This is a genomic window from Microbispora sp. ATCC PTA-5024, from assembly GCF_000511135.2.
In the GTDB taxonomy this organism is placed as follows: Bacteria; Actinomycetota; Actinomycetes; order Streptosporangiales; family Streptosporangiaceae; genus Microbispora; species Microbispora corallina.
On record NZ_KI866524.1, the window covers coordinates 288,700 to 300,476 of the forward strand.

Sequence of the window (11,777 nt, forward strand, 5' to 3'; positions counted from 1 at the left end):
GGGGGCGGCCGCCGGCGCGACCCTGCTCGACGCGGCGCTCGGGCTCGCGCTCGGCGACGAGGCGTGGGCGGCCACCGCCGCTGTCCTGCCCGGCGTCCTCGCCTGGACGGCGGCGGGCGCGGCCGTGGTCGCCGGGATGGTCTCCGCACTGGCGCCCGTCACCCGCAGGAGGCGGTTCGGCGGGCCCGTGTCGCGTTCCGCGCTCCGCTCGCCCCACCCCCGGGGGCACCGTGCGTAGGAGCGCGCACCGGGGGCGGCTCGCGGTGCTGTACGTCGTGGTGACCGCGCTCATGGTGACGCTGCTCGGCCGCCTGTGGTTCCTTCAGGTCACGACAGGACCCGACTACGCCAGGGCGGCCACCGAGTCGCGCGTGCGGACCGTGGCGCTGCCTCCGGTCCGGGGAGAGATCCTCGACGTCCACGGCGAGCCGCTGGTGGCCAACCAGACCAAGCCGCAGGTGTCGGTGGACTACATGGCGCTCATCCACCAGCCCGACGGAGGACGGGCGGTGCTGACGCGGCTCGCGCAGGCCCTGGGCCGGCCGTACCAGGAGATCGCCGACCGCGCGCGGCTGTGCGCCCGCGACGTCCCGCGGCCCTGCTGGCCCGGCTCGCCGTACCAGCCGATCGTCGTGGCGGACGACGTGAGCGCGCGGACGGCGCTGTCGATCGCCGAGCGGCAGGAGGAGTTCCCCGGAGTGAGCACGGCGCTGCGCCCGGTCCGGACCTACCCGCTCGGCACGGCCGGGGCCCACCTGCTCGGCTACCTCCAGCCGCCGTCGCCGGACGACCCGCCGGGCGGCCCCGAGCTCGTCGGCCGCGACGGGCTGGAGGCGGAGTACGACCGCGAGCTGGCGGGCCGCAGCGGCGTGCGCGAGGTGGCGGTCGACAGTACGGGCACGGTGACCGGCCTGCTGCGCGAGCAGGCGGCGGAGCCCGGCGACAGCCTGGTCACGAGCATCGACGCGCGGATCCAGCGGGTGGCGGAGAAGGCGCTGGCGGGCGCCGTCGCCTCGGCGCGCAGGCGCGGGGAGCCGGCCGACGCCGGCGCCGCCGTCGTGCTGGAGGCCCGCACCGGGCGCGTGGCCGCGCTGGCCGACTACCCCACGTACGACCCGGGCGTGTGGACCGGCGGCATCTCGCAGCGCGACTACGAGTCGCTGCCGCTGGTCTCCAGCGCCGTGCTCGGGCAGTGGGCGCCCGGCTCGACGTGGAAGGTGACCTCGACGGCCGCCGCCGCGAAGGCGGGCTACAAGCTGGGCGCCACCTACGACTGCCCGGGGTCGTACAAGGTGGGCGGCCGGGCGTTCCACAACTTCGACGGCATCGCGCTCGGCCGCATGAACATGCGCCGGGCCCTTGTGGTGTCGTGCGACACGATCTTCTACCGCTTCGCCGACAGGATGTGGAGACGCGACGGCGGGCTGAAACCGGTGCGGCACCCGAAGGACCCCATGCAGGCCATGGCCAGGCAGTTCGGCTTCGGCGTCCGCACCGGGATCGACCTGCCGAACGAGGCGGCCGGCCGGGTCCCGGACCGCGCCTGGAAGAAGGCCACCTGGGAGCGCGGCCGGACCGACACCTGCCGCCGGGCCAAGACGGGCTATCCGGACGTCCCGGACCGCAAGCGGGCGGCCTACCTCAAGCGGCTCGCGGCGGAGAACTGCCGCGACGGCGGCGTGTGGTGGGCCGGGGACGCGGCCAACTTCGCCATCGGGCAGGGCGACGTCCTGGTGACCCCGCTCCAGCTGGCCCGGGGGTACGCCGCGCTGGCCAACGGCGGCCGGGTGATCAGCCCGCGCGTCGCCAAGGCCGTCGTGCGCCCGGACGGCTCGGTGGCGCGCACGATCACTCCGCCGGTCGTGGGGCACGTCGACGTCTCGGCGAAGACCCTTCGGTACATCCGCGACTCCCTCGCCGGCGTCCCCCGCACCGGCACGGCCGCGGCCGCCTTCAAGGGCTTCCCGTTCAAACGGCTCTCGGTGGCCGGCAAGACCGGCACGGCCGAGGCGTACGGCAGGCAGGACACGTCCTGGTTCGCGTCGTTCGCCCCGGCCGGGCACCCCAAGTACGTGGTGGTCGTAGTGGTGTCGCAGGGCGGCATGGGGGCGAGCACCGCGGCTCCGGCGGCGCGGAAGATCTGGGAGGGCATCTACCACCTCTCCCCGAAGAAGAAGCACGCGGCGCACACGAAGCACACGAAGCACCGGAAGCACACGAAGCACACGAAGCACAAGCCGGCGGGTGGTGCCCGATGACGACGTTCCTCCCCGTACGGCTGTCGCCCGCCCGGCTCAGGTCGCGCCCGCGGCAGAGGGCCCGGGGCGCGTTCGCGGCCTGGGGGGTCGTGCTCCCGGCGGCGGCCCTGTCGGGCATCGGGCTGCTGCTGGTGTTGTCGGCCACCAGGAACGAGCCCGGGTCCACCCTCCTGCAGCGCCAGGCGCTCAGCGTGGGCCTGGGGTTCGCGCTGATGTGGCTGCTGTCGCGGTGCGACCTTCGCCTCCTGCGCGCGTACGTGCCGGTGTTCTACCTGGGCGGCCTGGCGGGGCTGGTCGCGGTGCTGACGCCGCTGGGCCGGACGGTCAACGGCTCGCACGCCTGGATCGTGCTCGGCTCCGGCCTGCAGTTCCAGCCGTCGGAGTTCGCCAAGGTCGGGACGGTCCTCGCGGTGGCGGCGGCGCTCGGCGAGCTCAGGGACGGCGAGCGGCGGCCGGGAGCGGGGGCCGTGCTGCTCGCGCTCGGGCTGGCGGCCGTGCCGATCGGCCTGATCATGCTGCAGCCCGACTTCGGGACGATGCTCGTGTTCGCCGCGGTGACGGGCGGGATGCTGCTGGTCGCCGGGGTCCCCGTCCGCTGGTTCGCGGGTCTCGCGGCCTCCGCCGCGGCCGCGGTGCTGCTCGTGTGGCGGCTCGACCTGATCCGGCCCTACCAGCTCCAGCGCCTGATGGTGCTCGCCGACCCGGACGCCGACCCGCTGGGCGTGGGCTACAACGCGACCCAGGCGCGGATCGCCATCGGCTCGGGCGGCGTGCTGGGCAAGGGGCTGTTCCACGGCGAGCAGACGGCCGGGCACTTCGTGCCGGAACAGCACACCGACTTCATCTTCACCGTGGCCGGCGAGGAGCTCGGGTTCGCCGGCGCCGCCTGCGTGATCGTGCTGATGCTCCTGCTGCTGTGGCGGGGACTGCGGATCGCGGGCCGCAGCCCCTCGCCGTTCGGTACCGTGCTGGCGGGCGGGGTGGTGTGCTGGCTGGCGTTCCAGACGTTCGTCAACGTCGGGATGACCATGGGCCTGCTGCCGATCGCCGGGCTGCCCCTCCCGTTCGTGTCGTACGGGGGGTCCGCCACCATCTCCGCGTTCGCGGCCGTGGGACTGCTGGCCGCGGTCGGCAGGCGGACCGCGTCCGCGTAGGGCAGGCTGGTGCCCGTGCGCAGCAAGCTCGGCGGCCGGGTGGCCCAGGCGGCGGAGATCGCCCTCGGGACCCGCCGGTACGTGACCGCGATCGACGTCCTCACCGGCCTGCGGTGGCTGCACGGCCGCCACGTGGACGCCTGGAGGCAGGGCCGCGTCGACAGCCTCGAACGGCTGGCCGCCGTGGACGAGGCGAGGATGGCCGAGGCCGTCGCGCACCTCGGCGAGTGGGCCGCGGAACGCGGGCTGCTGCCGAGCGAGACGGCCTACCGGGCCGCGAGCAGGGACGGCCGCCCGCTGCGCTTCACGACGGCCGGCGACGACGAGCTGGAGCGCCGGTTCCGCGTGCACTGGGTCTCCCCCGAGCTGAGCGAGAGCCGCCGGCGGCAGCTGGCCGAGCGGCTCGACCGGGCCCCCGACCTCGTCGTGGTCGCGCCCCTGGAGCCCTGGACCTGCGCCGGGTGCGGCGGCGCCGGGCCGTACCTCATCATGGAGGACGACCGGCCCCACTGCCTGACCTGCGCGGACATGGACCACCTGCACCTGCTGCCGGCCGGGAACGCCGCGCTCAGCCGGCGGGCCAAGAAGGAGAGCGGGCTGTCGGCCGTCGTGGTGCGGTACAACCGCAGGCGCAAGCGGTACGAGCGGCTCGGCGTCCTCGTGGAGGAGACCGCGCTGGCGCTGGCCGAGGAGCGGTGCCTCGCCGACGAGGAGGTCCGGCTGCGCCGCCGCGAACGCGACCGGGAGCGGCGGGAGGGTCAGGACGCCGAGTTCCGGGAGCGGATGGCCGCCGAGATCGTCCGCCTGTTCCCCCGCTGCCCCGCGGGCAGGGCCGCCGCGATCGCGGAGCACGCGGCCGAGCGCGGCAGCGGGCGGGTGGGCCGCACGGCCGCCGCCCGCGCGCTCGACGAGGGCGCCGTGACGCTGGCCGTCGTCGCGAGCGTGCGGCACCTCGACACCGAGTACGACACGCTGCTGATGTCCGGCGTGCCGCGGATGACCGCACGGGACCGCATCCGCCCCCGTGTCGAGGAGGTCCTCGCCGCCTGGCGCGGCCGCCCCTGACCGGGCGCGTCAGCGGACGCGGCCCACCATGCGGGCGTACATGCGGCCCGGGCTCGGAACGGACGGCGGGTTGAGGAACCCGGGCAGCATCGGCAGGTCGACGGCGAACGGCTGCAGCCGTTCGTAGAGCTCGTACGCGTCGGCGGGACGGTCGCGGGGCTCCTTCTCCAGCAGTTGCGCGACGAGCCCGTCGAGGGCTGCCGGCACGCCGGGCACCCGCGGGGGCCGCTCCTTCACCTGCTTGTCGAAGACGGCGTACTCGGTCGGCCCGGTGAACAGCTGCCGGCCGGTCAGCATCTCGTGCAGCACGCACCCGAGGGCGTACAGGTCGCTCTTCGGGTCGGCCACGCCGCGCTGGATCTGCTCGGGCGACATGTACGCCGGGGTGCCGAGGATCTGGCCCACCCGGGTGAACTGGGCGACGTCGGCCTCCCGCAGCATGGCGAGCCCGAAGTCGAGCACCTTGACGCTGCCGTCCGGGCAGAGCATGAGGTTGGTCGGCTTGAGGTCCCGGTGACAGATCGACAGCTCGTGGGCCGCGGTCAGCACGGCGCACGCCTGGGCGGCGATGGCGGCCGCCCACGGCACCGGGAGCGGCCCGTGCTCGCTGAGCAGGTCGGCGACCGTCACACCCTCGATGAACTGCATGACCTGGAACAGCCGCTGCTCGTAGGTGCCGAAGTCGTACAGGACCGGCGCGCCCGGGTGCTCCAGCCGGGCGAGGATGCGCGCCTCGCGGATGAACCGGCGCTCCAGCTCCTCGTCGGGGCCGTCGGGAAACCGGAGGAACTTCACGGCCACCTTGCGGTCGAGGCGCCGGTCGTGCCCGCCGTAGACCGCGCCCATGCCGCCCTGGCCCAAGGGGAGGTCGTCCAGCTCATACCGGTCGCCGATGACCATGCGCCCCTCCCGTCGACCTTCCGGGGAAAAAGTTACACCTTCATCCACGAGGGCGAAGACGTCCGTCGATCAGGCCTTCGACGCCGACCCGGGCGAGCTCCTCGCCCGCGGCGGAGGCCTCGCGCAGCCCGTCCTCAAGGGCGAGCAGCCGCCGGAAGGCCGCGCCGTACGCACGCTGGGCGGGCAGGGGAAGGCGCGGCACGCGGACCCGGCGGACGTCCACCCGGCTCGACCCGAGGTGGGGCCGGCCCCCGCCGAGGGCGAAGCGGAGGAACCCGGCCAGGAAGTCGGGGTCGAGGTGGCCGGGGTCGGCCCGGAACAGGCTGAGCTGCGGGCCGAGCACCGCCCCGTCCGCCCGCGCGACCCGTGCGGTGACCCCGGACGCCACCACGTCGCCGGGGCGCACGGTCACCTCGCCGCCCGCGCCGGTCGCGCGGGCGGTGGGCGGGCCGCCGGACAGCAGGTCGTCGGCCGTGAGGACGGGCACGCCCGCCCCGTCCTCCGTGTCCTCCTCGGGGAGCGCGCGCAGCGTGGAGTGGCGGACGGCGAGCAGGCCCGCCTTGGCCAGTTCGGCGATCGTGATGACCGGCGCGTCCCAGTCCGCCGCGCCCTCGGCGAGCACCTCCAGGTCGGGCGGCGCCGCGGCCAGCGCGGCGGACGCCTCCCGGAACCGGTCGAGGGCCGCCGGGTAGCCGCGGGCGTCGCTGCGCGGCGACAGGTGACGGGCCGGGCTGACGTCCACCTCGTCGTCGAGGACGTCGATGATGGGGACGGCCCGGCTCGCGGGCGGCTGCGGGGCGCCCGCCAGGTACGCCCGCCAGGCGGCCTCGGCGACCTCCGGCCCGCCGGACGCGTCGGCCACGAGGACGGCCGCGGGCCGCCGCTCCCCCGGCTCGGGACGCCGCAGCAGCCACAGGTCGGGCCCGCCGGACGGCAGCGTGACGACGGCCCGCAGCGCGCCGGCCCGCAGGAGGTTGGATCGGATGCGCCGGCCGGGCCGGCGGCTCGCGGCGGCGGCCGGCATCAGGATCGCGACCAGGCCGCCGGGCCGGACGTGCGCGAGGCAGTGCTGCACCCAGGCCAGCTCCGGCTCCCCCCGCGGCGGCGTGCCGTACTGCCAGCGGGGGTCGCCGACCAGCTCCTCGTGCCCCCAGGCCCGCTCGTTGAACGGCGGGTCGCACACGACCGCGTCGGCCTGCACGCCGGGGAACCCGTCGTGCCGCAGGGCGTCCCCCGGCACGACGGCGGCGTCCCGGCCGCGCAGCAGCAGGCGCAGCGCGGCGAGCATCGCGGCCTCCTCCCCCGCGTCCTGTCCGAGCAGCCGGCCGCCCGGCGCGGCCAGGAGCAGGGTGCCGAGGCCGCACGCGGGGTCGAGGACGGAACCGGCCCCCTCGCAGGCGAGCCGCGTCATCAGCTCGGCGGCGTCGGCGCGGGTGAGGGACAGACGGCGGCTGTGAACCTCGACGTACCGCTCGCAGAGGAACTCGAACGTCTCGGCCTCCCCCTCACGGGCCGCCATCGTCGCGACGAGGCGGAGCAGGTCGGGGTCGGCCGGCTCGGCCGGGGTCTCGGGGAGGTCCGCTGTCGCCGCGGCCACCGCCTCCGGCAGCCGCGCGGCCGGGTCGGCGGTCCGGGACAGCCGCTCCCAGCCCTCGGGGTCGCGGCGCAGGTAGAGCAGGAACGCCCCCACGCGGCCCAGAGCCTCGCCCAGGCGCAGGTCGCCGGCCGCGCCGCGGAGCCGCTGCCACACCCGGTCCCCGAGGGAGACCTCGTACGACTTGCCGTTCCTGCGCAGCCACGCCTCGACCTCGGGCAGGGAGAAGAGCGGGCTGGAGGCGGTGCCGCCCACCGGCTGGGGGAAGTCCTCGTACCGGCGGCGCCAGTTGCTCACCGCCGCCCTGCCGACGTCGGCGAGCCGGGCGATGTCGCCCGCGTTCACTGTGGCGTCCTGGCTCATGGGAGTCAGCGTAGCACCGATGCTTGTGAAGTCACTCAACCAATGGTTTACTCAAAAGCATGACGCACAACCGCATTCGCTACGCCGCCGGCTCCGATGTGGGGCGCACGCGCGCCAAGAACGAGGACTCGCTGCACGCGGGCGAGCGCCTGCTCGCCATCGCCGACGGGATGGGCGGGCACGGCCACGGCGAGGTGGCCAGCGCGGCCGTCATCGCCGCGCTGGCGGCCTTGGAGGAGGGGCCGATGCCGGAGGACCCGGTGGCGGCCCTCGACACCGCGGTCCAGCAGGCGGGGCAGAGGTTGAGCGACCTGGCCGAGCAGGACCCCTCGCTGGAGCGGATGGGCACCACCGTCACGGCGATGCTGTGGGACGGGTCGACCAGGTTCGCGGTGGCGCACGTCGGCGACTCGCGGGCGTACATGCTGCGGGACGGAGCCCTCTACCAGATCACCCGCGACCACACGCTGGTGCAGTCGCTCGTGGACGACGGCCGGATGAGCCCCGACCAGGCGGCCCGGCACCCCAACCGCTCGCTGCTGCTGCGCGCCCTGGAGACGAGCGGGTTCGCCGAGCCCGACCTCTCGCTGCGCGACGCCCACCCCGGCGACCGCTACCTGCTGTGCTCGGACGGCCTGACCGCCGTCCTGGAGCCGGAGACCCTGCACCACGTGCTGAGCACGGTCGCCGAGCCGGAGGACGCCGTGCGGCGGCTCATCGACCTGGCCAACGAGGGCGGCGGCCCGGACAACATCAGCTGCGTCGTCGCCGACGTCGAGCCCGCCTGAGCGCTCCTCGCGCGGCCCTTCGTCCCGCCGTCCCCGACCCGCCCGCCTAGGCGTTCCTGGCCCGGAAGGCGGCCGTCTTCACCCGGTTCTGGCAGGCGGTCGAGCAGAAGCGGCGGGTGCCGTTGCGCGAGGTGTCGACGTACACCCGGTCGCAGTGCGGCGCCGTGCACACGCCGAGACGGTCGTGCAGCTCGCCGCCGAGCACCACGGCCAGACCGGTGGCGCAGCTCGCGGCGTAGTCGCCCGCGAGCGTGCCCCCGGTGCCGTGGTAGTGCAGGTGCCACGGCTCGCCGTCGTGCCGGTCGAGGTGCGGCCGGGCGTCGGTCTCGGCCAGCAGGCCGTTCACCAGGTGGGCGGCCGCGTCCACGTCGCCCCTGCCGGACGCCTCGAAGACCCCCCGCAGGGCCACCGCCACCTGGGCGAGCTCTCCCGCCTCCCTGGCCGTGACCCGCCGCGCCCACCGGTCCCCGAGGGCCTGGGCGACGGCTTCCGTCAGCTCCGCGCCCTGGGGCGGCTCGTACGGCCGGCCCCGGGCCTCCCCTGGTGTCAGGGCGTTCACCAGATCGACGGCGATCGCCACCACCGCATCATTGTGACTGTTGAAGTTCACTTGACCAGTTACACCCTCACTGCTTATGTTGTGACTGGCGAAAGCATATGTGACAGTTACAGGAGGCGTCATGCCGACGTACGACGTGGCCCGGGAATGGGTCGAGCGGTGGGATCGCCAGCAGGAGGGCTACCTGCCGGACCGGGAGGAGCGCTTCACCGCCCTGATCGACGCCGTGGAGGCCGGAGTCGGCCGGCCGGACCCCCTCGTGATCGACCTCGGCTGCGGCCCCGGCTCGCTGTCGGCCCGCCTGCTCGACCGGCTGCCCCGCGCGACCGTCGTCGCGGTCGACACCGACCCGCTGCTGCTCGCGCTGGGCCGGGCCGCGTACGGCCGTCTGGAGAACCTGCGCTTCGCCGACCTCGACCTGCGCGCGCCCGGCTGGAGCGGCGCGCTCGGGCTCGACCGGCCGGCCGACGCCGCCGTGAGCACGACCGCGCTGCACTGGCTGCCCGAGCCCGAGCTGCGGCGCATGTACGGCGAGCTGGCGACCGTCCTGCGGCCCGGCGGCCTGTTCCTGAACGGCGACCACCTGATCTCCGGCGACGCGACGCCGACCCTGGCGAGGCTGGAGGTCGCCGTCCACGAGAGGGAGGAGCGGCGGCGGTTCGCGCAGGGCCGTCCCGAGGACTGGCGGCAGTGGTGGGACGCGGTCACCGCGGACCCCGCGCTCGCCGATCTGACGCGGGCGCGCGGCGGGAGGACGGCCGCCGCCGGGCACCACGGATCGGAGTCGGGTCACCTGTCGACCCACGTCGGCGCGCTCCGCGACGCCGGCTTCGGCGAGATCGGCACGCTCTGGCAGCGCGGCCACGACCGCCTGCTGTGCGCCGTCCGCCCCTGAACCGCGTTTGCGGCGGGATCTCCGGGGGACTCGGACGGCTATGACACCGGTCGTGCTCACGGTCAACGCGGGCTCGTCGAGCCTCCAGCTCCACCTGGTCAGGGACGGCCGCGTGCTGCGGACCGAGCACAGCGAGCGCAGCCCCGACCCGTCGGCCGCCGAGCGGACGGTGGCGGACTTCCTGGCCGGGGCGGGCGACGCCGAGGTGGCGATCGTCGGCCACCGCCTGGTTCACGGAGGCGACGCCGTTGTGACGCCGACCGTGGCCGACGACGGCGTGATCGAGGCCGTCCACCGGTACGCCGACCTGGCCCCGCTGCACGTGCCGCCGGCCCTCGCGCTCGTCGAGGCGGCCCGGCGCGCGCTGCCGTCCGTCCCGCACGTGCTCTGCCCGGACACCGCGTTCCACGCGGGACTGCCCCGCGCCGCCGCCACCTACCCCGTGCCCGCGGAGTGGCGCCGCCGGTGGGGGCTGCGCAGGTACGGCTTCCACGGGCTCTCGTACGAATGGGCCGCCGGGCGGGCCCGGGAGATGCTCGGCCGTCCCGCGGAGGACCTCCAGCTCGTGCTCACCCACCTCGGCGGCGGCTGCTCGGTCTGCGCCGTCCGGGACGGCCGCAGCGTGGACACCTCGATGGGCCTCACCCCGCTCGAAGGCGTGCCGATGAGCAAGCGGTCGGGCAGCGTCGACCCCGGGATGCTGCTGTGGCTGCTGGCGGGCGGCCGCCTCACGCTCGACGAGCTCCGCGACGGCCTGGAGCATGCCTCGGGCCTGCTCGGGCTGTCGGACGGGCTGTCCGGCGACACGCGCGACCTGGTCGCGTCGAAGGAGGAGGCGGCGGCGCTGGCGCTGGAGGTGTTCGCGCACCGGGTGGCCCGGGAGGTCGCGGCCGCCGCCTCGAACCTCGACCGGCTCGACGCACTGGTCTTCACCGGCGAGATCGGCTGGGACCAGCCCGAAGTGCGCGACGACGTGTGCCGCCGCCTCGCCGTGCTGGGCGTCGAGCCGCCCGCGCGGTGGGACGTGGACGAGGACGCCGTGGTGAGTCCCCCGGACGCCCGGGTGCCGGTCCTGGTCGTCCGTCCTCGCGAGGAGCTCCAGGTCGCGCGGGACGCCCTGACCCTGCTGCCCCGCTGACCGCCCCACCGGCCGCCGTACAATCCGGGGACATGCGCGTCTTCACCGTCGACTCCTTCACCGACAAACCCTTCAGGGGCAACCCGGCCGGTGTCTGCCTGCTCGACAACCCCGTGCCCGACGAGTGGATGCAGGCGGTCGCGGCCGAGATGCGGCACTCGGAGACCGCCTTCGTGGCGGACGGCGGCGACGGCGGGCCGTACGCGCTGCGCTGGTTCACCCCCGCCGTCGAGGTGGCGCTGTGCGGGCACGCGACGCTGGCCACCGCGCACGTGCTGTACTCCCTTGGCGCCCGGGGCCGGCTGGAGTTCGCGACGAAGAGCGGCGTCCTCGCCACCGAGCAGTCCGGCGACGACCTCATCGCGATGGACTTCCCGGCCGCGCCGCCCGAGAAGACCGAGGCTCCGGACGGCCTGGCGGAGGCCCTCGGGGTCACGCCCGTCTGGGTGGGCCGCAGCCGGTTCGACGTCCTCGCCGAGGTCGAGTCGGCCGACGTGGTGCGCGCGCTGCGGCCGGACGTCGAGCGGCTCACCGCGGTCGACGCCCGAGGTGTGATCGTCACCGCCCCGGGCGACGGGACCGCCGACTTCGTGTCCCGCTTCTTCGCCCCGCGGGTGGGCGTCCCCGAGGACCCGGTGACGGGATCGGCCCACTGTGTGCTGTCGCCGTACTGGTCGGGACGGCTCGGCCGCGACGCGCTCGTCGGCGCGCAGGTCTCCGAGCGCGGCGGCACGGTGCGCACCACCCTGCGCGGCGACCGGGTCGAGCTGGCCGGCCACGCCGTGACCGTCTGGTCCGGCGAGCTGCAGGTCTGAGCCCGCGCGGCCCGCCGCCCGCTCGTCGTCGCGGCGCCGCCTCACGCGGAGGGATGGTGGGCGTCGTCGTCTCGCCGCCTCAGGCGGGGACGGTGGGGGCGAGCGCGGCCTCGATGCGGTCGACGGCCGTGACGGCCCCGAACGCCAGCAGCCGCACGAGGTCCGCGTCGTCCCCCCTCGCCGCGTCCCGCCAGGCGGACACGTCCGCGTCGGTGATCCGGTACGGCGCGAGGGCGGCCAGCAGGGCG

The 11,777-nt window shown here is 75.5% G+C and carries 11 protein-coding genes; 8 read left to right on the top strand and 3 right to left on the bottom strand.

Annotation, left to right across the window (positions count from 1 at the left end):
* From MPTA5024_RS42450 to MPTA5024_RS22070, 4 genes are all read left to right on the top strand, one after another.
* Positions 1 to 238, top strand: a 238-nt coding sequence (locus MPTA5024_RS42450; protein ID WP_198167325.1) for a hypothetical protein, incomplete at its 5' end; no start/stop codon positions are given.
* The gene (gene mrdA / locus MPTA5024_RS22060; protein WP_198167326.1) at positions 231 to 2,258 is read left to right on the top strand and encodes a penicillin-binding protein 2; all 2,028 of its coding nucleotides are present in this window, start codon (positions 231 to 233) and stop codon (positions 2,256 to 2,258) included. The genes MPTA5024_RS42450 and mrdA, both read left to right, overlap by 8 nt.
* Complete coding sequence (rodA, locus tag MPTA5024_RS22065) at positions 2,255 to 3,412, top strand: rod shape-determining protein RodA (RefSeq protein ID WP_036327556.1); 1,158 nt, start codon at positions 2,255 to 2,257, stop codon at positions 3,410 to 3,412. The genes mrdA and rodA overlap by 4 nt, the downstream gene beginning before the upstream one ends.
* A gap of 15 nt (positions 3,413 to 3,427) precedes the next feature.
* Positions 3,428 to 4,477 carry a DUF2293 domain-containing protein gene (locus tag MPTA5024_RS22070; RefSeq protein ID WP_232326593.1) on the top strand — a complete coding sequence of 350 codons (1,050 nt, stop codon included), beginning with the start codon at positions 3,428 to 3,430 and terminating at the stop codon, positions 4,475 to 4,477.
* A 9-nt stretch (positions 4,478 to 4,486) separates the two neighbouring features.
* Here MPTA5024_RS22070 and MPTA5024_RS22075 read toward each other — a convergent pair whose 3' ends face one another.
* Complete coding sequence (locus MPTA5024_RS22075) at positions 4,487 to 5,377, bottom strand: serine/threonine-protein kinase (protein WP_036327563.1); 891 nt, start codon at positions 5,375 to 5,377, stop codon at positions 4,487 to 4,489.
* Between the two features lie 40 nt (positions 5,378 to 5,417).
* Entirely contained in the window at positions 5,418 to 7,334 is a 1,917-nt protein-coding gene (locus MPTA5024_RS22080; protein ID WP_036327565.1) for an HsdM family class I SAM-dependent methyltransferase, read from the bottom strand.
* A 59-nt stretch (positions 7,335 to 7,393) separates the two neighbouring features.
* Here MPTA5024_RS22080 and MPTA5024_RS22085 point away from each other — a divergent pair, with 59 nt between their 5' ends.
* Positions 7,394 to 8,122, top strand: coding sequence for a PP2C family protein-serine/threonine phosphatase (locus MPTA5024_RS22085; RefSeq protein WP_036327566.1), 729 nt, complete (start codon positions 7,394 to 7,396; stop codon positions 8,120 to 8,122).
* A 46-nt stretch (positions 8,123 to 8,168) separates the two neighbouring features.
* Here the strand turns inward: MPTA5024_RS22085 and MPTA5024_RS22090 are convergent, their stop codons facing one another.
* Entirely contained in the window at positions 8,169 to 8,705 is a 537-nt protein-coding gene (locus tag MPTA5024_RS22090; protein ID WP_332310629.1) for a CGNR zinc finger domain-containing protein, read from the bottom strand.
* 97 nt (positions 8,706 to 8,802) lie between these two features.
* On the opposite strand from MPTA5024_RS22090, the gene MPTA5024_RS22095 reads away from it, so the two are divergent.
* From MPTA5024_RS22095 to MPTA5024_RS22105, 3 genes are read left to right on the top strand one after another with little or no spacing between them, the layout of a single operon-like run.
* The gene (locus tag MPTA5024_RS22095) at positions 8,803 to 9,576 is read left to right on the top strand and encodes a class I SAM-dependent methyltransferase (protein WP_036327568.1); all 774 of its coding nucleotides are present in this window, start codon (positions 8,803 to 8,805) and stop codon (positions 9,574 to 9,576) included.
* Between the two features lie 40 nt (positions 9,577 to 9,616).
* Positions 9,617 to 10,714, top strand: a complete 1,098-nt coding sequence (locus MPTA5024_RS22100; protein WP_036327571.1) for an acetate/propionate family kinase — start codon at positions 9,617 to 9,619, stop codon at positions 10,712 to 10,714.
* Positions 10,715 to 10,746: 32 nt separating this feature from the next.
* Positions 10,747 to 11,529 (top strand): PhzF family phenazine biosynthesis protein, encoded by a 783-nt coding sequence (locus tag MPTA5024_RS22105; protein WP_036327579.1) that lies wholly within the window; start codon positions 10,747 to 10,749, stop codon positions 11,527 to 11,529.
* The last annotated feature ends 248 nt before the right edge of the window (positions 11,530 to 11,777 follow it).